At 68.1% G+C, this 20336-nt stretch carries 20 protein-coding genes and 3 tRNA genes; 3 read left to right on the forward strand and 20 right to left on the reverse strand.

Annotated elements, in window-relative coordinates:
• Positions 1 to 69: 69 nt before the first annotated feature.
• The 18 genes from WEA29_03605 to dut form a co-directional block, all read right to left on the reverse strand.
• Positions 70 to 1041, reverse strand: a complete 972-nt coding sequence (locus WEA29_03605; protein MEX2322839.1) for a quinone-dependent dihydroorotate dehydrogenase — start codon at positions 1039 to 1041, stop codon at positions 70 to 72.
• A complete protein-coding gene (pyrF, locus tag WEA29_03610; protein MEX2322840.1) occupies positions 1041 to 2411 on the reverse strand; it encodes an orotidine-5'-phosphate decarboxylase in 1371 nt (456 codons plus the stop codon). Before pyrF ends, WEA29_03605 begins: the two co-directional genes overlap by 1 nt.
• The gene (gene pyrB, locus WEA29_03615; GenBank protein MEX2322841.1) at positions 2408 to 3388 is read right to left on the reverse strand and encodes an aspartate carbamoyltransferase; all 981 of its coding nucleotides are present in this window, start codon (positions 3386 to 3388) and stop codon (positions 2408 to 2410) included. Before pyrB ends, pyrF begins: the two co-directional genes overlap by 4 nt.
• Positions 3388 to 4452, reverse strand: a complete 1065-nt coding sequence (locus WEA29_03620; GenBank protein ID MEX2322842.1) for an amidohydrolase family protein — start codon at positions 4450 to 4452, stop codon at positions 3388 to 3390. The genes pyrB and WEA29_03620 overlap by 1 nt, the downstream gene beginning before the upstream one ends.
• A 722-nt stretch (positions 4453 to 5174) precedes the next feature.
• On the reverse strand, positions 5175 to 5579 hold the full coding sequence (locus WEA29_03625; GenBank protein ID MEX2322843.1) for a hypothetical protein: 405 nt from the start codon (positions 5577 to 5579) through the stop codon (positions 5175 to 5177).
• 64 nt (positions 5580 to 5643) lie between these two features.
• Positions 5644 to 6006, reverse strand: a complete 363-nt coding sequence (locus WEA29_03630) for a cytochrome c maturation protein CcmE (protein MEX2322844.1) — start codon at positions 6004 to 6006, stop codon at positions 5644 to 5646.
• The gene (locus tag WEA29_03635; protein ID MEX2322845.1) at positions 6003 to 6131 is read right to left on the reverse strand and encodes a hypothetical protein; all 129 of its coding nucleotides are present in this window, start codon (positions 6129 to 6131) and stop codon (positions 6003 to 6005) included. The genes WEA29_03630 and WEA29_03635 overlap by 4 nt, the downstream gene beginning before the upstream one ends.
• Complete coding sequence (gene ccsA, locus WEA29_03640) at positions 6128 to 6790, reverse strand: cytochrome c biogenesis protein CcsA (protein MEX2322846.1); 663 nt, start codon at positions 6788 to 6790, stop codon at positions 6128 to 6130. Before ccsA (WEA29_03640) ends, WEA29_03635 begins: the two co-directional genes overlap by 4 nt.
• Positions 6791 to 6793: 3 nt before the next feature.
• Positions 6794 to 8251 carry an ATP-binding cassette domain-containing protein gene (locus WEA29_03645; GenBank protein ID MEX2322847.1) on the reverse strand — a complete coding sequence of 486 codons (1458 nt, stop codon included), beginning with the start codon at positions 8249 to 8251 and terminating at the stop codon, positions 6794 to 6796.
• Positions 8248 to 10341, reverse strand: coding sequence for a cytochrome c biogenesis protein CcsA (gene ccsA, locus WEA29_03650; GenBank protein ID MEX2322848.1), 2094 nt, complete (start codon positions 10339 to 10341; stop codon positions 8248 to 8250). Before ccsA (WEA29_03650) ends, WEA29_03645 begins: the two co-directional genes overlap by 4 nt.
• 30 nt (positions 10342 to 10371) lie before the next feature.
• Positions 10372 to 10971, reverse strand: a complete 600-nt coding sequence (locus WEA29_03655; GenBank protein ID MEX2322849.1) for a hypothetical protein — start codon at positions 10969 to 10971, stop codon at positions 10372 to 10374.
• Positions 10968 to 12296 (reverse strand): NrfD/PsrC family molybdoenzyme membrane anchor subunit, encoded by a 1329-nt coding sequence (gene nrfD, locus WEA29_03660; protein MEX2322850.1) that lies wholly within the window; start codon positions 12294 to 12296, stop codon positions 10968 to 10970. Before nrfD ends, WEA29_03655 begins: the two co-directional genes overlap by 4 nt.
• A gap of 4 nt (positions 12297 to 12300) precedes the next feature.
• The gene (locus WEA29_03665) at positions 12301 to 13191 is read right to left on the reverse strand and encodes a 4Fe-4S dicluster domain-containing protein (protein MEX2322851.1); all 891 of its coding nucleotides are present in this window, start codon (positions 13189 to 13191) and stop codon (positions 12301 to 12303) included.
• Positions 13188 to 14882 carry an ethylbenzene dehydrogenase-related protein gene (locus tag WEA29_03670; protein MEX2322852.1) on the reverse strand — a complete coding sequence of 565 codons (1695 nt, stop codon included), beginning with the start codon at positions 14880 to 14882 and terminating at the stop codon, positions 13188 to 13190. The genes WEA29_03665 and WEA29_03670 overlap by 4 nt, the downstream gene beginning before the upstream one ends.
• A gap of 978 nt (positions 14883 to 15860) precedes the next feature.
• Positions 15861 to 15937: transfer RNA gene (locus WEA29_03675), tRNA-Val, on the reverse strand.
• Positions 15938 to 16015: 78 nt separating this feature from the next.
• Positions 16016 to 16089, reverse strand: a tRNA-Cys gene (locus WEA29_03680).
• A gap of 35 nt (positions 16090 to 16124) precedes the next feature.
• Positions 16125 to 16197 (reverse strand) — tRNA-Gly (locus tag WEA29_03685).
• A gap of 34 nt (positions 16198 to 16231) precedes the next feature.
• Positions 16232 to 16660: a dUTP diphosphatase gene (gene dut, locus WEA29_03690; GenBank protein MEX2322853.1), complete on the reverse strand. Its 429-nt coding sequence runs from the start codon at positions 16658 to 16660 to the stop codon at positions 16232 to 16234.
• Positions 16661 to 16740: 80 nt separating this feature from the next.
• Here dut and WEA29_03695 point away from each other — a divergent pair, with 80 nt between their 5' ends.
• A complete protein-coding gene (locus WEA29_03695; protein ID MEX2322854.1) occupies positions 16741 to 17625 on the forward strand; it encodes a hypothetical protein in 885 nt (294 codons plus the stop codon).
• A 3-nt stretch (positions 17626 to 17628) separates the two neighbouring features.
• Here WEA29_03695 and nrdR read toward each other — a convergent pair whose 3' ends face one another.
• Positions 17629 to 18078 carry a transcriptional regulator NrdR gene (nrdR, locus tag WEA29_03700; protein ID MEX2322855.1) on the reverse strand — a complete coding sequence of 150 codons (450 nt, stop codon included), beginning with the start codon at positions 18076 to 18078 and terminating at the stop codon, positions 17629 to 17631.
• Between the two features lie 118 nt (positions 18079 to 18196).
• Between nrdR and WEA29_03705 the strand changes: the two genes are divergently transcribed.
• The gene (locus tag WEA29_03705; protein ID MEX2322856.1) at positions 18197 to 19162 is read left to right on the forward strand and encodes a nitronate monooxygenase; all 966 of its coding nucleotides are present in this window, start codon (positions 18197 to 18199) and stop codon (positions 19160 to 19162) included.
• A 38-nt stretch (positions 19163 to 19200) separates the two neighbouring features.
• Here WEA29_03705 and WEA29_03710 read toward each other — a convergent pair whose 3' ends face one another.
• Positions 19201 to 19500 (reverse strand): LysM peptidoglycan-binding domain-containing protein, encoded by a 300-nt coding sequence (locus tag WEA29_03710; GenBank protein ID MEX2322857.1) that lies wholly within the window; start codon positions 19498 to 19500, stop codon positions 19201 to 19203.
• Between the two features lie 203 nt (positions 19501 to 19703).
• Here WEA29_03710 and lexA point away from each other — a divergent pair, with 203 nt between their 5' ends.
• Positions 19704 to 20333, forward strand: coding sequence for a transcriptional repressor LexA (gene lexA, locus WEA29_03715; GenBank protein MEX2322858.1), 630 nt, complete (start codon positions 19704 to 19706; stop codon positions 20331 to 20333).
• The last annotated feature ends 3 nt before the right edge of the window (positions 20334 to 20336 follow it).

The following is a 20336-nucleotide window of genomic DNA, read 5'->3' on the forward strand; positions in this document are numbered from 1 at the left end:
GGGGTCGGCGCGCCCGACCGGACTATCACCGCCTGGGGTGGACCGAGCCACGGACATCGGGCGACGGTCCTAGCGGAGCGCGTCGAGACTGCTCCTCAATAGCTTTGGCCCGGCGTAGACGAGCCCGGTGTACAACTGGACGAGGGTGGCTCCCGCCTCGAGCCGTCGGCGTACGTCTTCGGGGGTCATGATCCCCCCGGACGCCACCACGGGAATCCGGCTGCAAGCAACGGCTCGGCGTAGCCGGTCCAACGCGATCGGCCCCAACGGGGCTCCACTCAATCCGCCGGGCGGGTCCTCCTCGATCCCCGGACGCTGGGTGGTGGTGTTGCCGATGACGAGACCGTCGACTCCCGCCGACTCCGCCGCGTGCACCGCCCCCTCCAGGTCGTCGAGGTCAGGCGAGAGCTTCAACAGCAAGGGAACCGGGCGACCGAGACGCTCAGCCCACTCCTGGCGGCGAGCCACCAGCGGATCCAAGAAGCCAGGCAGCGCGCTCTCGAGATCGCGCAGCCCCGGCGTGTTCGGCGAGGAGACGTTGATCGCGAGGTAGTCGGCGATGGCGGCGAACCGATCGATCAGGAACAGGTAATCGCCAGTCCGCCCGTCGGCGGCGGTGTCGGCGTTGGGCCCGATCGAGACACCGATGACCAGTCCGTCCGGCCTCTTGCCTGCCAGCCGCGCCGCCACGGAGTCGGCGCCGGCGCTGGGGAAGCCCATGCGGTTGACGAGAGCCCTCCGATCGGGGAGCCGATGCACCCGGGGCCGGGGATTTCCGGGCTGGGGCCGGGGCGTCACCGTGCCGATCTCCACGTGGCCAAAGCCGAGCGCAGCCAGCGCCCGCCATGCCGACCCATCCTTGTCATACCCCGCGGCGAGGCCGATCGGATTACGGAATCTCAGGCCGTACACCTCGACCGGTACCACCTCGAAGCGCCGCCGCCGTGGCAGCGCCCGGCCGAGGCGCACTCCCCGAAGCGCCAGACGGTGGGCACGCTCCGGATCCAGAAGGAACCCGAGGGACCGTATAGCCCGGTACATCACCGACCGGCCAGGAAGGCGACGACGGCCCGGCGCTCGTCCTCTCCGATCGCGCCCGCCGCACCGAGATCGTCGACGAGCGAACCGAGCGTTGCGATGGCGTGCAGCGTGATCCCCTGTTCGGCGAGCGCCGACCTCGCCTGTTCCTCGCGTTCGATGAGCACCACCAGATGCTCGACGACCAGCCCCGCCTCACGCAGCAGGTTCGCCGCCTCGGTGGCGCTGATGCCGCTGGTGACGACATCGTCGACCAGGACCACCCTGTCACCGGCGCGCCACTCCCCCTCGACACGGACCCCGGTGCCGTGCTCCTTCGACTCCCGGCGGGGCCACACCAGCGACCTGGACCGTTCCAGCGCCACCGCGGTCGCCAGCGGCAGGGCCCCGTATGGCACGGCTCCGACGTGGTCGTAGGCGAGTCGCCCGAGCACCGATCCGTAGAGAGCCGCCACCTGGCGTAGCAGTCCCGGCCTGCCCGACAGTCGCCTGAGATCCACATAGATCGGCGAGACGGCGCCGGAACGAAGCGTGAACTCGCCGAAGCGCACGCAGCCGGACTCGTGCAGGTCGACCGCCATGCCGCGGGGACGCAGCACCGGCTCTCTCGGCTCGACCCTCCTCAGTGCGTCACGGAGGTCTGCCGCCATGCTCGCCGGGTTGGATGCGCTACCCACCAGCCGGGACGACGGTACGAGGACTCCTCGCCGATCGGAACGGAGCGCCACCCCGATGGCATCGGCGTCACCACCCTGGGGGCCGACCCCGGGCGCGAGGATCCAGTGCCCCGGGACGATCGCCCTGGTGCGAGCGAGCGCCCCGGGCTGGGTGGCGCCCACGACGAGTCCGAGGCGGTCGGGCCCCGCCCACCCGGCGACGAGGCGGGCGACGCGCTCGTACACCATCTCGCCGCTGTCCAGAATGTCGTCCTGGATCTCTGCTCCGCTCGGATTCGAGGTGCGGCACAGCACCCAGACCCCCCGGCCAGGATGGGCGAGGAACGGGTCGACGGCATCGCGACCGAGATACGGGTTGATGGTGACCGCCCCGGCCCCGATCACGCCGAAGCAAGCCTCGGCGTAGGCGGCGGCGGTCGAGGCGATGTCACCCCGCTTGGCATCGAGGATGACCGGGATCTCCTCGGGGACGGCCTCGACCACCTCGATGAGTGCCTCGAGCCCCGACGGGCCGTGCGCCTCGAAGAATGCGGAGTTCACCTTGAACGCCGCCGCGGCCGGGGCGGTGGCCGCGATCAGATCGAGGGACACCTTCTTCGCCTCCGCCGCATCACGGGCTCGCGGGTCGATGCCGACGCACAGGAGCGAGTCGGCTGAGGCCGACCGCTCCTCGAGCAGCTCGAAGAACCCGGTCACGCCTTGCCCAACACCATCGCCAGCAACGCCATCCGCACGTACATGCCGTACTCCATCTGCCGGAAGTAGGCCGCCCTCGGATCGGCGTCGACCTCCATGGTGATCTCGTTCACCCTCGGGAGCGGATGCATCACGATCATCCGCTCCTTTGCAGCCTCCAGTGTGGCTGGGGTCACGACGAACGCGTCCTTGACGGCGTCGTAAGCGCTCTCATCCTCGAACCGCTCCTTTTGGACCCGGGTCACGTACAGCACGTCGGTGGCGGATATCACCGTGTCGAGCGAGTCATGCACCGCGAACAGGGTTCCGGCCTCGGTCAGTTCCTCGAGGATCTCCTCGGGCATGCTGAGGATCTCGGGAGACACCAGCTCGAGTCTCACGTCGAACTTCGACAGGAGCCGGGACAGGGAGTGCACCGTGCGCCCGTATCTGAGGTCACCGACCATCGTCACCGTCAACCCGTCCACGTCGCCGAGCTCCTCGAGGATCGTGAAGAGGTCGAGCAACGCCTGGGTGGGATGCTCCCCCACCCCGTCACCGGCGTTGATGATCGGTTTCGAGGCGTATGTCGCCGCCTCTGCCGACGCCCCGACATCCGGATGGCGAAGCACAATCACATCGGCATAGCGCTCGAGGGTACGAATCGTGTCGGGCAGGGACTCGCCCTTCGACACCGAGGAATACCGGACTTCGTTGATCGGGATGACGCTCCCGCCGAGCCGCTCCATGGCGGCAGTGAACGACGACGAGGTTCGGGTGGACGGCTCGTAGAACAGGTTGGCCAGCAGCTTTCCCTTCAGAAGGTCGAAGGTCCCCACCCGGGCCACCATCGCCTGCATCTCGTGGGCGACATCGAAGATGTAGTCGAGGTCCTCGACGTCGAACTGCTTCACGGACACGATGTCGCGCCCGTAGAAAGGCGCGTCATGCTTGTCTCCGAAGGGGAGGTACGCGCGTGCCATGGTCTCTCGATCCATCACTGCTCCTTCGTCCGTAGATTCCGTCCCGATCCGGGGGCGGCGAGGACCTCGCCGTCCCGATAGACCTCCACCCCTCTGACCACGACCCGGACCACTCTCCCCCGCATCGTCCTGCCCTCGAACGGGGTCCACCCCGCCCTGGTCTGCTGGGCCATCCCCTCGACCACCCATGACGCCTCGGGATCCACCTCGACCACGGCGTCCTGCTCGTCGAGCCCGAAGATCCGCCGGGGGCCGTCGTGGAGCCGTGCCACGACGTCGTCGATGGTGAGCAGGCCATCGTGGACGGCCCCGATGAGCAGCGGCAGGGCCGTCTCGAGACCGGGGAACCCCGGCGGTGGGGAGTCCGTCGACTTCTCGGCGATGGTGTGCGGGGCGTGGTCGGTGGCGAAGCAATCGATGTCGTCGAGGTGTCGCCACAACGCCTCCCGATCGGATGGCGACGCCAGTGGCGGGCGCACCGAGGCTCGTCCGGCGAGAAGACTCATCTCATCCTGGTCGAGGAAGAGGTGATGGGGGGCGACCTCGCAGGTCACCGGGACGCCGCGATGTCGCGCCTCGAGAACGCTGAACATCTCCTGCTCGGTGGACAGGTGGCACACGTGCACCGGTCGCTCCAGTTCGGTCGCCATAGTGAGGACGGCGTCGAGGGTGTCCCCCTCGGCGTGAAGGGCGATCGGACAGTCGACGGGCCAGGACTCGAGATGTCGCCGCCACGACCCGGGCCCATCGAGGCGCAGCCCACCGTAGGTCGAATCGAGGTACATCTTGAGACCGGCCGCTTCGGGGGCGAGCGCCGCCACCGCCATCGCATTGGTCTCTCCGGCCCCGACGAACTGGCCGTAGTCACATCGGGCGCGCTTCCCGGCGGCGTCGAGCGCACCGTCGAGAGACCCCCGGTCGATCACCGGTGGCCGGGTGTTGGGCATGGCGAGGACGGCGGTGAACCCCCCGGCGAGGGCGGCGGCGGTGCCCGAGGCCCAGTCCTCCTTGTGGGTCTCGCCCGGATCGCGCATGTGGGTGTGCACGTCGATGAGGCCCGGGAGGTGAAGCGTCGTCATCTGTGCCATCCCGGCGGGCATGCCAGCAGCCGCAGATGGCCAGAAAAAAGGGCCCCCATGTCGGGGGCCCAGAGGACTGGATCGGGAACGGGTCGGGAGTCAGCCAAGGCGACCCCGTTCGAATCGTGTGATCACACCGCTCCCCGTCAGGCTCACGGAGTGTAGACACCCCCACCCCGGTCGGGCTGTACTGCCCGCGCCACGAATTGTGGGAGGATGGCTCCAGCCTCCCCGAGTACGAGCCCGAATCCTCGGCTCGGCCCATCGAGCGAACCCTCGAGTTCCTCGGTAGGTACGGCTGAGCCGTCCGAGTAGGGACGGGGCTGCCGTGGGGAGATGGTGGGCGCTTCTGGGATTGAACCAGTGACCTCTTCCGTGTCAGGGAAGAACGGGCCTCTAAGCGCCGCAACGGAACCCGGCGGAATCCCTTACGCGGCAACGGTTCACGCCTGACGGGGACTCGCGACGGTTCGCGCTATCTGACGGACTCTCGCGGACACCTCGCGGACAGGTCTGCTCCGGGACGCGCGGGTGGCGTTTCGAGCCCGGCGCCATACGCCTCGGTGACGTCGCCGCGCGGCTCGAAACCGATGCCTAGGCCGATCCGACCGAAGCCGATCTGAGCCAGCTCCGCGACACCCTGGAACGGAGGCTCGGCGACGCTGGCATCGATCTCGAGCCGTTCGAGCGCTTCCGCTCCTGATCCACCCGCGCCGGCGCGCTCACATCTCTGGGGGAGGGCCCTCCGTCTCAGGCCGGGAACGCATGAGGACGATCGCGGCGACGAAGGCGACGAGGCCCGCGATTCCGAAGACCGCCTCTTCCCGTACCCAGCTGTCCCCGGGAAGCGCGGACAGCCCGGCCTGACCCAGGCCGACGATCACGGCGACGGCGACGACCGCTCCCACCGCATAGACGACCCGACGGCCGACCGAATCCCGGCGCCCGATGTAGGCGCCGAACGCTGCAGCGGCGATCACGACGCCTCCCAGCCCGGCAAAGAACGCAAGCGCCTCCACCAGGCTGTCCTCGTCGGGGCCGCCCTGGGCGGCCATCACCGCGATCTTCCCCATCCACCCGATGCCCCCGACCAGGCCGGCGACGATCGCCACCGTGCGTGCCCTCATGCGTGTTCCTTCCTCTCTCCTCGATGCTGCTTGCGATCCGACCCTCACCGAGCCCCCTTCTCGATCACCCGCCCTCATCGTGCGCCCGCACCGACACCTGATCGCTCTCGACGACACCGTCGCGATACACGCCCTTGGCCACGACCAGACGCCCCTCCTCGAGGGTCAGGGGGCGCCGACCGACATAGGCGTACCGAACGAGTGCGGTTGCCCCGGTGCCGTCGGTCAGCTCGAACGTGAGATGATCGGTCCCGACCTCGAGACGCTGGACGATGCCCTCGACCTGGACCCTGCGTCCCTCGTGGTCGGCGGTGAGGTCTGCGGGAGCGACGAACGGCGTCGAGGCCTGGAAGGTTCCGATGAGCACCAGGGTCATCGCTACCACGGTGACCGTGCCCGCCAGGATCAGGCGTCCCCGCCTACTCACTCCGTCCCCGAATCGCCCCCGGCGCGGATCGACCGCAGCCGGCGCTCCCAACGAAAGGCCATGAGGGCGGGAACCAACCAGACCGCAGCGAAGATCGCCGCCGCGCAGAACTCGAGCACGGTCATGGCGTGCCCCTTCGCGGCGCCGCCGCCTCGCGTTCGGCGCCCTCGAGCCGCCACCGCAGCGACACGAGGTAGTAGTAGACCAGCGACATACCGACCGGGGTCAGGATGAATGCCGGGAGGTGGATGGCGACACTCTCCGTGGCAATCGTCGTGCCGTGGAATGGGCTCTGCCATAGCCGGGTCGATGCCACGGTGATCGGCACCGAGACGAATGCCAGCACACAGAAGACCGCACCCCGCCGGTACCCGGCGGGGTCGTGAACCCCTCGGTGGTAGAGCAGATACCCCGCGTAGATGAACCACACGACCAGGGCGGTGACGAGCCGGATATCGCTCCACTCCCACCACGAATTCCAGATGAAGCGGCCCCACACCATCCCGGTGGCCAGCGTGAACGTGAGGAATACGAAGGACACGACGATGGCGCCCTGAGCGATCCAGCTGTGTCGCGCCACCCCGCGCCGCAGGTAGCCGATGCTGGCCACGGTCGCCACCGCCAACCCGGCGAAGCCCACCCAGGCGACGCCGACATGGAAGTAGAACAGGAGGTTGATGGGATGGTCGACGCCGTAGAACTCGGTGGGCGCCCGCAGCGCGATGAGCACAGTCGTACCGATCAGCACCGCCAGGCCCGCGAGACCGGCTCTACGCCACGACACCGCTCACTCCTCGGCCGCGAATTCGAACACCATCATGCCTGCGGCGACCATCCCGACGGCGTAGAGGGCGAGCACCCGCAGCCAGCCGACGTCCAGCTCCCCGGACTCGAGGAGGGTCGCGACCGCCTCCACTCCGGCGAGCAGGACCGGCACGGCGAGCGGTAGGAACAGCAGCGGCAAGAAGGTCTCCCCGAGCCTCGAGTGGTGCGAGAGCACGCTAAGGACCGAGCCGACCGCGGCGAGCCCCACGGCGGCGAGGGCCATGATCACGGCGAGTCCGGGCAGCACCGCGAGCAGCGTCGGCGCAGCGAAGAACACCGCGAGCCCCACTGCGGCGACGAGTGCCACACCGAGCAGCAGGGCTGCGGTGCTGGCGACACGGCCCAGGTACATCCCCATGGGATCGGCCCCGCTCAGCAACAGCCCCCGGAGGGCATCGTCACGGAAGTCCTCGTCGAAGCCTCGTGCGAGTGCGTGCAGCGCGGTGAACACGATCAGCACCCACAGCATCCCGCTCACCGCCCGAGGGCTGCCGGCGAGTGGCTCAAACGCCATGGCGAGGACCGTTGCGAGCAGCCCGGCCAGGACCAGTACCGCCGACGACATCGAGCGGGTGCGCGCCTCGACGGTCAGGTCCTTGCGCAGCACCGCCGCAGCCGTGTCGAGTACGCCCGAGGAGTGGCCGGGTATCCGAACCGCAGCCTCGGCGCGCCCGTTCGGGGCCACCTGCTCGACCCGGGATGCCGCAACGTGGGCCGTCTCCGAGACCACTCTGCCCTCCTCGAGCCTGACGACCCGATCGGCGAGCACCCGCACGCGTTCCGCCTCGTGTGTGGCGAACAAGAGCGTCTTGCGCCCACGCACCTCGACGAACATCCGGGCGAGTTCCTCCTGGGCCCCGGCATCGAGCCCCGAGAACGGCTCGTCGAGCAGCAGGACCGAGGGGTTGTGCAGCAGGACCCTCGCCAGCGAGAGACGCTTGCGTGTCCCGTGCGACAACCCGCCGACACGCCGGTCGGCCACGCCGTCGAGGCGAGTCTCCTCGATCACGGCTGCGACCCGCCACGCCGGAAGGCCCCGTAGGCGGGCGTGCAGCGCGAGGTTCTCCCTGCCGGTCAGCCCGTCGTACAGCATGGAGCGGTGGGTCAACACGCCGAGAAGACCGTTGGAGCCGTTCCCCCGCGTCACCGCGTGTCCTTCCACCGTGACGGTGCCGGAGAGCGGGCGGTTCATCCCTGCAGCGACCGCGATCAACGACGACTTACCCGCCCCGTTGGCTCCGACGATCGCCGTCGCCGAGCCCGCGGGAAAGTCGATCGAGATCTCATCGAGAGCGAGCACGTCACCGTAGGCGAGCGACACCCTTTCCAGACGAAGAGCGGGCCGGGTGTCCGTAAGGGCATCGGCGCCCACCGGGGAACTGCGGAGCGCAACCGACTCGGGAACGACGAGACGCTTCACGAGCCGCGCCCTCCCCCGTGAGCAGACACCGGGTCACCGAGGCGCCGATCCGCGGAGCGGGAGACTCCGCCCCTGGACCCGGCCATCATCATCCCCATCCCGCCGACGAACAGCAGCATTCCTCCGAACAACAGGCTCACCGCCGGGATGTGGCGGACCGTGACGGGGACCCCCTGAGGCCCCATGTCGCCGGACCCGTGGTACACGACCTGCACGTCGGCGGCCAGCCCGCGGCTCACCATGACCTGAGCATGACGGCCCATGGCCCTCTCCGGATAGGTGGACACGCTCGCCTCGCCGGTCGTCTCCAGGCGTCCACCTCGCCAGACCTCAAGTGTCGCCGACTCCCGCACCTCGGCGAGCCTACCCATGCCGTCGTAGTGCTCGGAGCTCTCGACGCCGAGCACGCGGACGGTGACGCCTCCGCTCGCCCCAACGCCGGTCATCGGATCCACGGCGACCGTGACGCTCGTGGAGAAGATCGTCGCCAGCGCCGCCCCGACGATGACGGCGACGACACCCAAGTGCATGGCCGCACTCCCCAGGTGGCGGAGCCTGGCATCGGCCGTGGATTCCCGTCGCCGGAGCCACCACCAGCGTTCGACGGCGGCAACGAGGGCGTAGGCGGCAGGAGGGAACAGCATGAGCGCGCTCGCGCCCCCGAAGAACGACTCGAAGGCGCCTGACCCCGCCCGCCCCTCCGCCGAGAGCAGCTCCATTCCCGGCACCGGCTTCACCGCGGCCGCCACCGCGGTCGCCACCATGAACAGGGCGAGCATCGGCATCGCCTCGCGTCGTCGTCCCTGAGCGGCCTGCATCCCGAACCCCATCACGAAGAGGAGACCGACCGCGAGCACATAGCCCCACAGTACGAAGAAGCCGGTGTCCAACTCCACGGAGCGCCCCATCGCGCCGGTGGCCAGCATCGGATACACGAGGCCCCACACGATCACACCCGAACCGGCGAGCAGCAGCCACCACGCCCACGACAGCCACGGCTGCCGGGTCGGTTCGACGGCGGTCGCACGCCACGCCCTGACCGCCAGGATGGCCGTCACCCCAAGCACCACGACGAGGAGGAGGCCCAGCATACGACCGGCCGACCCGCCCGCGAAGGCGTGAACGCTGGGATGCAGCCCGGATCGCGTGACGAACGACGCGAACACCACCCCGACCCAGGGAAGGGCGCCGACGAGCGGCGCGGTGACGAGCTGCCGACGGCCGCCGTCCTCACTGCGGTCCGCATGGAGCGCGGCGGTCAGGAGCAGCCATACGACCAGGGTGGCCGTCTCCACCGGATCCCACGACCAGAACCAGCCGAAGGTCATCTCCTCGTATGCCCACACGATCCCCGTCAGGAGCGCACCCGACAGGAGGAGCCAGGCCAGCCTGCCCACCCGTGCCGACCACAGCTGCAGCCCGGAGTCTCGCGGCGCTCTGCCGGCCGCCGCATTGGCGAGCCGACGGAGCGCGATGGCGAAGCCGAGTCCCAAGAGAGCGTACGCGGCGAACGTGAGCAGGGTGTGCGGTGGCATCCACGGGTTGGTGAGCACCGGGTTCAGACCTCTGCCCTCACCGGGGACGCTCCCCACCGGGAGCGTCGGAAACGCCGCCGAGAAGGAGCGGAATGGGCCGCTGGCTGCAGTCACGACGACCAGGAGCAGCACGATCAAGCTCACGACCGCGTGCACGAACGTCGCATCGGCCCGGTCGGCAGCGACGCTGGACCGAACCCGGCGTCCCGTCCACACGGCGACGCCAGCTGCGAACAGTGACCACACCAGGAACGAGCCCTCCGACCCGGCCAGGAGGCCGCTCATCCGCTGCAGCACCCCCTGGTAACTGGCGCTGTGTTGCCACACGTAGTGGACCGAGAAGTCTCCGGCCACGAGCAGGACGAGAAGCTGGAGCGTCGCCGCCGCAACGAACGCGAACACCATCCAGGAGAAGCCCGCGCCGCCCGCTCGCGCGAGCAAGCGCTCGGCCGATCCCCGCGAGCGGCTCCGCAGATCGTGGGTGGCGGCGAAATGACGTCGGGTCGCGTCAGCAGCCGCCACGGCGGCGGCCAACACCGCCACCGTGATGATCACGACGCTCCCCGAAGGACCATCCAGGCTGGCTCACGCTCCGCCACCCGATACCACCCCCTCACGGGGAATGCGGACAAGCTGGTATACCGCGGACGCCAGTGCCAGCCACACTCCGATCAGGAGGACGAGGAACCAGATCGCCGTGACGCCCCGAGGCAAGATCGAGTCGGCGACCACCGGAGTCAGGAAGGTCACCACTGCGGTCCCCGATGCGACGGTGAACGGCGTCGTGGCACGCGCTGCGCCGAACTCCTCGGTACCGGCGAACTCGACGCTGAGGCTGCTGTCCCCCGGCGCCCTCGGCGTGAGGGCCACGGTCACCGTGCCCTGACTGTCGGTGCGCAGGAGGCCGACCGTTCGAAAGTCGACGTAGTCGAAGAATCGGATCTCCTCCAGCACCACGACGGTGGCGCCGGCGATCGGACGGCCGCGCTGGTCGAGGAGACTGATCGTCGCTTCGAAGTGCTCGCCCTGCACGGCTTGCTGCGGCGCGTCGATCGTGAGTCGGACCTCCTGGCGTACTTCGCCCGCTACCGCGGGTCCGGCCCACAGGAGCACGACGGCGAGGCCCGCCACGACCGACCATGCCACCGGGCGCCGTCCAACGGTGTGACGCGATCGGGAACTCATGTGCTCTCCTTCCCTGCCGCGTCCCCGGACGTGCCCACCCGCTCCGCCCCCTCGAGGCCGTGCTCCACCTCCCACATCGAGATGATCGGGAAGACCCGCTGAAAGATCATGAACACCAAGACGAGTCCCGCCGCCGCGGCCGCGGTGATCGCCCACTCGATCCAGGTCGGCGAGTAGGTGGCAAGGCTGCCAGGGGTCATCCCCGACTCCAGGGGAGGCACCACGATGATCCAGCGCTTCAGCCACATGCCGACGACGACGAGGACCGAGGCGAGGGTGATTCCCCCCACCGTACGGGTCCATGGGATCGCGACGAGAGCCGCAGGCACCAGCATCCCGAGGACGATGGCGAACCAGAAGGCCCACGCGTGTGCCCCGCTCATGATCGATGCCAACGGCGCCTGATAGTCGGCCGACACGGTGGTGTAGCCGATCGTCCAGTACTCACTGAACGTGAAGTACATGTAGGTGAGGTTGAGGGTGAGCAGGATGTACCCCAGCCTGACGAAGTGGGCATCGGTGAAGAACGCCTGGAGCCCCTGGGATCGGCGGTAGACGGCCATGATGATGACGATCACGGCCGTGCCGCTGAACACCGCGCCGAGGACGAAGTAGGGGGCGAAGATCGTGCTGTTCCACACCGGACGCGCGGTCACGCCGAAGATCCACGCCACCGCCGAGTGGGCGAGGATGGCGACCGGGATGATGGTGACTGCGAGGATCCCCATGCCCTTCTCCAGCCTGCGTCGCTGCGCGGCGTTGCCGACCCAGGAGAACGCGACGAGGCGGTAGAGCCGGTATCGGATCCCCTTGCGTGTGGGATGCAGGTCGCGGCACCGGGCTGCGTCGGGAACCAGCGGCAGCAGCAGGAACAGCAGGGCGGCGAACATGTAGGTGCTGAGCACGACGACGTCCCAGATCAGCGGCGATCCGGCCCGGCCGGCGGTGATGATGTGCCACGACGCGATCCCGGGTCGTCCGAGGTCGGCGAAGATCATCAGGAAGGCGATGAGGAGAGCCGCCACGGTGACGATCTCGGCGATGCGGGTGACCGGTCGCCGCCACTCGACATTGACGAGGCGCAGCACCGCCGACAGCAGCGTGCCCGCGTAGCTGATGCCCACGAAGAAGATGAAGTTGATGATGTAGATCCCCCAGGGCTGCGATGACGAGAGCCCGGTGACGCCCAGCCCCTGTCGAAGCTGGATACCCCACGCCACGAGGCCCAGCGCGACGATCAGGCCCAGCCCCGCGGCGAGCACCCAGTACGTCCTTCCGGCCCGTCCTTCGAGGGGACCCATCACTGCTCGTTCGACCGACGTCATCGCCTCACACCTCCGCCACGTGTGGCAGGTAGTAGACCTTCGGCTCGGTTCCCTTGTCTTCCTTGTACCGATAAGCCGCCCGGGACTCGAGCAGCTCGGTGAGCCTGCGGACCTCGGTGCCGTTGGTGACGACGTCGGTGGTCCTCTCTCCGAACCACAGGACGTCCTTGGGGCACTGCTGCACGCACCTGGGGAGTCGGGACTGCTGCAGGTAGTCGGCGCAGAAGACGCACTTGCCCACCGTCCCGCGACGGGCCGGCATGGTCAGTTCCGGCGTGTACTGCTCGGGCGAGAGATGTGACGGCGGCGGTTCGTCCCACCAGAAGTACCGCGCGTCGTACGGGCAGGCAACCATGCACATCCGGCAGCCGATGCATTGACGGTTGTCTACGAGCACGATGCCGTTCTTGTTGGAGTAGGTGGCCCCGACCGGACACACCTGGACGCACGGCGTGTTCTCGCACTGCATGCACGGCATCGGCCGGAAGAACTTCCCCGACGGGCCCTCCTCCTCCCACACGTTGATCCAGTGATGGTCGTCGTCGGGGAGGTTGTGACCGCTCTTGCATGCCTGCATGCACTGCTTGCACCCGTCGCACTTGGCCAGGTCGATGACCATCACCCAACGATCGGCGGCGGGAAGGCGCAGGGCACTGCCATCCTGCACCGCAGAGTCGGCATCGGACATGGCACGGGCGATGGCCGAGCCTCCCAGCGACGCCACGCCGGCGGCGCCGAGCGCCAACGCGAGGCTGCGCAGGAACGCCCGACGGCTCAGCACGGTCCGTTCGTCGAGGCCGCCGAGGTCGAGATCTCCCGCCTCGATCGCGACCGGGTCGGTGGACATGCGCAGGAAGCCGTCGAGTTCCCCTCGCACGCTCTCGCCGGTCGTCATGCCGTGTCATCCGGCTCTTCGGTCGTCGCCTTTCGAGCCCTGCCGAGCACGATGGCGCCACCGACGGTGAGGAGGGCGATGATGAAGAACACGAAGGCCGCGTTGCCGGGGTCGAACGCCCGGATGAGGATGCTCCGCGACTCACCGTCGGGAAGCGCCACGCCGGCGAGCCGTGGTTCGATGGCCCGGTTGGCGGCTCCGAGCCCGATCGGATCGTCGTGACATCCGAGGACCGACATGCTGTCGTTGCGGACCTCCGTGGCCCCGGGGTGATCGTCGCTGGTGAGGAACTCCCAGTTGGTCTGTCCCGGGTAGATTGCCGTCAGGGTCGTCGCCTCGATGGCGTCCCAGTCGGGTGCGTCACCGTCGAATCGTGTCGCCGTCACGTCCGCGGGCATGTCGACGCCGATCCGGAAGGGCAGCGTCACGAAGTGCCACCGGCTGCCGGTCGCCAGGCGATGAACGGCAATGGCCGCGTCGTAGGTGCGTCCCGGCAGGAACGGCTTGTCGGCGGTGGGATATCCCGTGTCCATGGGCCGCCACAGCGTGACGTCCCACACCCAGCCACCCTCTCCGTCGGAGAGCAGCCGCCCGTCCGCCCTGATGCTCCCCCGACTCTCGGTGGGCTCGGTGTTGAGCATGCGCCGGGGGATGACGTCGCCGTTGCGCCACTCACGGTCCGGGTCGAACGGGACCGCGTTGACCCCGTCGGCGATGAAGAAGTTGTCATCGTACCCGTATCCCTGAGCCTGCACGGTGTCCCAGTCGAGCGCGTCGTACCCGGTGACCGCGGAGTCGAACATCAGCAGGGGCTGGCCGGCCTCGCTGTCGAAGTTAGTCGAGAAGGGCCCACGACCCGGGCTGGGACGCCGGTACTCGAAGACGGACTCGTTGTCGCTGAATCCGATCGGGTTCGAGCGATGCGACCGCCAGTGCCACAGGTCCAGGAACACGCCCGCCTCGCGTCGGGCCTCGTACTTGTCGAGGTCCCCCAGATCGATGGCGTCCCAGCCGTTGGCCCGCCACCATTCCGGGCCGGCGTCGCGGGACTGCGGAAGATACTTGCGGACCTCTTCGAAGCGCAACGCCTCAGCGATGGGATGTGCCACGACCTCGTCGTTCGGCGGCCCGCCGTACATGAAGGGGTTCCTCATGTCGTCGTGGCACGTGAGCCAGCCGCCCTGATTGGCGAACCCCTTCACGCTGCCGTCGTCGACGAGCATCGAGATGCGATCCTCGTAGAGACCGTGGGGCTCGTTGCCCACCGGAGAGCGCCCGACCCGAATCCACTTGCCGTCCTGATAGACGAAGTAGTCGTGGTAGTAGGACGGCAGGGGCGTCGGCACGCGATACCTGAAGAAGATGTCCTCACCGTTGTGGGCTGCCTGGATCTCGAGCTCGAAGGCGACCTGGTCGGGGGAGACGATGCCGGCCGCCGGGTCGTACACGCCCTGCGTGCCCACAAAGATGTCGCGGAACGCCTCTCCGAGCGGGGCGTTCTCGACGAACTCGGTCGCCGTGGGGGATTCCGACAGCGGTGCCACTCGCTGCGATGCCAACGCAATGGTTCCTGCGCCGAGCGCCACCATGACGACGCTCGCCGACAGCACCCGGAGTGAGGGTCCGAGCCAGCCCGGCCTTCCATCTCGTGCCGCCACCGCTCCGGCTTCGAGTTCCGAGGCGGCTCCCAAACGAGGCCTACGCGACTCCCTGATGCCCATGCTCGTCCCCATCTCTCGAGCCGGATCGTGCCGGCCGTAGGATCTTCAGTCCGTCGGTCCCCCCGATAGGGGCGAAAGTCACAAACCCGTAGTGTGGGAACGGCTCCTGCGCAAGGTCGATCTGGCAGCGTGGAACCCACTTACGGCGTGGGAACCTCCAGCGTGTCGGGGTACCCGGCTGCGATGAGCACTGACTCACCATCGACAACCGCCACAATGGCCCGGCTGTAGGGTTCAGGAGCCTGGCTGGAGGGACCCATCGGCGGAGACTTACCGATCGGCCCATCCAGGTAGCAGATCGTTGCGGGATGGGTGGAGGTCAGGCTGCCCCAGCGTGCGGGTCCACCGGGTTCCGGGATCAGACTCTGGACACTTCCAACGTCGCTGAGGAAGGCAGCCGCAACCGAGAACGTCGGGCCATAGGCCGCAACAACTAATGCACACGTGGCATCAGGATCCCCCGACCCCACGGATCCACCAGGATCGTCCTGAGCGGGTGCCCCGCAGGCCGAAACGATAGAGACGACCAACACCAAGAGGGCTCTCTTCAAGGGCAACCCCATCCGCTTGACGAAACACTTCACGAGCGCTCCTTCGAATTCATCCCTTATGACGTAGCCAGGCACTAGCTGCGTTCCGGCACCTCTGACCCTATGAGCCGGGGGTTTTCCATTCGCTCGGAACTTCCGGATCCATACGTCCCTCGTATCCGGCCGAATCAAAGCATCACTGCCTGATCGTCTAGGACAAGCAGACGAAGCATGTTGTGTTGAGGACGAGGGTTTCCATCTAGGTCAGGTGGACCCGTCGGTGTCACAAACTCGCCCCGAAACTGGCTCCCCCGTGGGATGTTTCTCATGTGGACGCAATGTGGTCGCGGCCTCGATCACGGGGTCTCGGACTCGAACGCTGATCGGCACCTTTCCCTTGTGCCGCACCGGATTCCGCTGGTGGGCGCTACTGGATTTGAACCAGTGACCTCTTCCGTGTCAGGGAAGCGCTCTCCCGGGCTGAGCTAAGCGCCCTCAGGGGCCGCGAGCGTAGCCGCTGCCGGGCGACGTCCTCGCGTGTTAGCGCGTCATGGGGTCGGTCGCCGACCGACATGGAGGCGGCGCCCGGAATTGAACCGGGGTAGAGGGTTTTGCAGACCCTTGCCTAGCCACTCGGCCACGCCGCCATGGAATGAGAAGGGCGGCCGAAGCCGCCCCGCCGAGCGGACGACCGGTCTCGAACCGGCGACCTTCACCTTGGCAAGGTGACGCTCTACCAACTGAGCTACGTCCGCGAGGCGGCTCAATATATCACGAGCCGGATTTGCCTCAGGAGCCGGTCGATCCGAAGCCGCCGTCTCCCCGAGTGCTGTCCGGGAGCTCGTCGACCTCGACGAACTCCTGCACGGCGACCGGGACGACGAGGAGTTGGGCGATCCGGTCACCGCGTTCCAACGATACCGGCTCGGCTCCGTGATTGATCAGGACCGCCTTGATCTCCCCCCGATACCCGGCGTCGAGCACGCCGGGTGTGTTGACCAGGCTCAGACCATGGCGCACGGCGAGCCCCGACCGTGGTGCGATGAGTCCGACGTATCCTTGCGGGATGGCGACGGCGATCCCCGTCGGCACGGCGCGGAACTCCCCTGGTGCCAGGGTTGTCGATTCGGCGGCGTGAAGATCCACTCCACCATCACCCGCATGGGCGTGGACCGGGGCGGGCAGGCCGGGATCGAGTCGCTTGAGTGGAATCCGCATCGGGCCGATTATGCCCGCCGGAACGGAGGTGGCCCATCAGGTCTCGCAAGAGTGAAGAGCATCGGCGAAGCATCCTCGCCATGCTCGAGACCACCGCAGCCACCGCGGCGCGTCCGGCGAGGGGCGATCAGGACGGTGAGATCGAGGACATCGACTTCAACTGGCGCCCGGAGCCGCTGGACCGCGCCCTCGGGTCGGATCGCTCGTTTCGCTGGCCCATCGTCATCGCCGCCCTGTTCATCGGTGTCTCGGTGGCGCTCGTACTTCGGCTCTTCGTGCTCGCCCCGGCGAACGCCGCAGCCGTGCGCCTCGACGAATACCGCAGTGTCGCCGCCGACCTCGACGCGGCGCTCCGTGAGGTCATCGACGCCCCGGCCGGCGACCCGGATGCCGCATCAGACCTCGCCGAGGCCGCCGCATCCCTGCAGGCGTCGCTAGCGCCGCCCCTCCCCGGAGGACCGATCGGAGGTCAGGGTCCGAGCGGCGAACTCGCTGCCGCTCACCAGACGCTGCGTGCGATCGCCGACTCGGCCACCAACCTGTCGGCGCGCCTGCAACTGGCGACGGAATACCGCCGCAACGCCGATGCCGCCCTGACCCTGCCGCTGCTCCCGACCGAAGCGCCAGAGGATCTGATCGCATCGGCGGAACGGACCCTGGCCGACTACCGCGCCGGCGCGGTCGCCGCCATGGCTCGCTTCACCGACGAAGCAGCGTTCGGGGATCTGCGGGACCAGTTCGGTACCTTCGTCGATGGACTCCAGGGTTGGTCTGACCAGTACCTGCTGTCACTGCGACGGGGCGAGACCGAGACCACGACCGAGCTCCTCCAGGAGGCGCGCACCGAAACGGGCCGGCTCCGGGCGATCCTCGACACCCGGCTCGAGTCCGTCGAGGGCAACGTCGCCGCGGACTCACTGGCGCTGCTCAGCGCACTCCAGCAGGCGAGTTTCGGAACGGGCTGACCGTCAGGAAGGGTCCTCGAGAGCCGCCATTTCCTTTTCGAAGTCGCTGGCGCCCTCGAATTCCTTGTACACGGATGCGAACCTGAGGTAGGCCACCTCGTCGAGGGGGCGGAGGGACTCGAGCACCCAGTGGCCGATCTCAGCCGTCGGGACCGGGCCGCCGTACGCCTGGGCTCGGCTCTCGATCTCGCTGACCAGCGCAGCCACCGCCCGCTCCTCCACAGGGCGACCGGCGAGCGCACTCGACACCCCGGCAGCAATCTTCTCGGGAGCGAACGGTTCGAGTCGCCCATCGCGCTTGCGGACCATCGTCGCCGGCTCCCGGCGCTCATAGGTGGTGAACCGCTCGCCACAGACCTCGCACAGCCTCCGTCGTCGGATCGCTGCATTCCCCTCGGCGGGGCGACTGTCGATGACGCGCGTGTCTTCCGCGCCGCAGTGGGGGCACCGCATGGGAGTTCGACAGTACCCGAGTTCGGCGATCCTCGCGTCGAGGGCTGCCGGTCCGTCATCTTCTCCTGAGGCCGAGACCGCCCGCCCTCCCCGCGCCCTCTTGTGGCATGCTTAGCCCGTGCTGAAGACGGCGTTCACCGATCTCGTCGGCTGCTCGGTCCCCGTGCAGGGGGCGCCGATCACGTTCCGAGCGGAGTTCATGGCTGCGATGGCCTCCGCAGGCGCGTTACCCATGATGGGCACCGGCACCGAGCCTCCCGATGCCGCAACGCTCGTGGAACGGGTCGAAGCCGTCCAGCAACTGACGCCAGAGCCGTTCGGTGTCAACTTCCTCATGCCCTTCCTGGACCGCTCCGCCCTCGCCGCGATCGCTCCCTTGGTGCGGGTCGTGGAGTTCTTCTTCGGCGAACCGGACCCGGCGCTGGTGGAGGTGGGCCACGAAGGAGGGGCGCTGGTCTGCTGGCAAGTCGGGTCCCCGGGCGAGGCGCTGGCGGCGATGGACGCGGGATGCGACTTCATCGTGGTCCAAGGGGACGAGTCCGGAGGTCACGTTCGCGGACGCACGCGCCTCTTGCCCCTGCTCGGCGAGGTGGTACCCCGGATGGAGGTGCCGGTGGTCGCCGCCGGGACGATCGGCACCGGTGCAGACATGGCCGCCGCTCTCACCGCTGGTGCCGATGCGGTGCGGATCGGGACCCGGCTGGTGGCGTCGCACGAGTCGCTTGCCCATCCTCGATACAAGGAGGCCCTAGTGGCGGCGGACGCCGAAGACACCGTGCTCACCGGTGCCTTCGATCGAGAATGGCCCGGAGCGCCCCATCGCGTGCTGCGCACGAGCCTCGAGGCAGCTACCCGATTCGAGGGTGAGGTAGTCGCCGAGATCGTGATCGGTGATCTCCGGACACCGGTGTATCGCTTTTCGACCGCTCCACCCTCCGTCTACGCAGAGGGAGCCGTCGAGGCGATGGCGCTCTATGCCGGGGAGTCGGTGGCCGGAATCCGTGAGATCCAACCCGTGGCTCACATCGTGAGGCAACTGTGTGAGGATGCGGGCAGGCTCCTCGACGCTTCAGACGAGGCCTGACCCGTTACGAGTCTCCGGCCCGCTGTCGGCGGGCCCTGTCAGCCGCCGACCGGGATGAAGAGCACCTGCCCGGGGGCGATCAGGCTGTTGGTCAGGCCGTTGTGCCGTTTGATGTCCTCGACCACGGTGCGGACGTCTTCGCCCGGTGTGGTGACGTCGAGAGCGATCTCCCACAGCGTGTCGCCACCGACGACCAGGTGCGTCGCCGTCCAGTCTGAGGCGTCGACGTCGCCGGGGTCGGCAGCCGAGACCGAGGATACGAACAGGAGGACCAGCGCCAGGGCGACTGAGGTGAGGAGAACCACAACCCGCTGCTGTCGGGTGATGGAAATCGTCATGGCGCTGGTCCTTCCTTGTCCGTATTGCAGGGCCTCCGGGGAGGCCCTCACACGCTCCACACCCTACGAACCGGGTGTGACACGAACGTGTGTTCGCTCTGGGAAGGCAAAGGTATCGAACGCGTGTTCGTTTGTCAAGTCGAACATATGTTTGTATCGCGGACGCGATTCGGGTACCGTCACGGTTCTGAAGGAGGTTTCTCATGAGCCCAACCGACCTGAGCGAGCGCCAACGCCAGATCCTCGACCTGATTGTCGACACCGTGAACCGCAGGGGCTACCCGCCGTCGGTCCGTGAGATCGGCGAAGCGATCGGCCTGAGCTCCCCCTCCACCGTCCACAGCCATCTGTCCTCACTCGTCGAAGGCGGGTATATCCGCCGCGACCCCTCGAAGCCCCGTGCCATCGAAGTGGTCGATTCCGGGGCCACCGGAACCGAACTGCGCAGGGCACCCGTTCGCGACGTCCCCCTGGTAGGTCGAATCGCCGCCGGTTCTCCGATCCTCGCCGAAGAGGACATCGAGGAGATCTTCCCGCTCCCGACCGAACTGGTGGGCAACGACCCGGTATTCATGCTGCGGGTGCGTGGCGACTCGATGATCGGCGCCGGCATCTTCGACGGCGACTTCGTCGTCGTTCGCCGACAGCCCGAGGCTCGCAACGGCGAGATCGTCGCCGCGCTGATCGACGGTGAGGAGGCGACGGTGAAGCGCTTCCGCCGCGAGGCGGACCGCGTGGTGCTCCTTTCGGAGAATCCGGCCTACGAGCCGATCGTGCTCCACGGCGGTGTCGAGATCATCGGCAAGGTCGTCGCCGTCCTGCGGTCCATCTGAGAC

It is taken from the genome of Acidimicrobiia bacterium (assembly GCA_040902765.1).
Lineage (GTDB): Bacteria > Actinomycetota > Acidimicrobiia > Spongiisociales > UBA11373 > DATKBG01.